The organism is Salifodinibacter halophilus (assembly GCA_012999515.1).
GTDB lineage: Bacteria > Pseudomonadota > Gammaproteobacteria > Nevskiales > Salinisphaeraceae > Salifodinibacter > Salifodinibacter halophilus.
In genome coordinates this window covers 1-295 of sequence record JABEEB010000141.1, presented here as the reverse complement: position 1 = coordinate 295, position 295 = coordinate 1, and the positions used below count along the sequence as shown (strand labels likewise).

1 protein-coding gene is annotated in these 295 nt (G+C 66.4%); it reads right to left on the bottom strand.

What is annotated here, in order from left to right; all coding sequences use genetic code 11:
* The coding region (locus HKX41_11055; GenBank protein NNC24669.1) for an ATP-binding cassette domain-containing protein at positions 1-295 on the bottom strand (295 nt) is incomplete at both ends.

Here is a 295-nt window from a genome sequence, read left to right as displayed (position 1 = left end):
AACTCGTCCGCACGCGCCTTGCGCACCGCTTCGAACATGTCCTCTTCGCTCGCGTTCGGCCGCCCGTACAGCAGGTTGTCGCGGATCGAACGATGCAACAGCGAAGTGTCCTGGGTGACCACGCCGATCTGCGAACGCAGGCTTTCCTGCGTCACCGCGGCGATGTCCTGGCCGTCGACCGCGATGCGGCCGCCTTCCAGGTCGTACAGGCGCAGCAGGATGTTCATCAGCGTCGACTTGCCCGCGCCCGACGGCCCGACCAGGCCGATCTTCTCGCCCGGCTTGACCGTGAGGT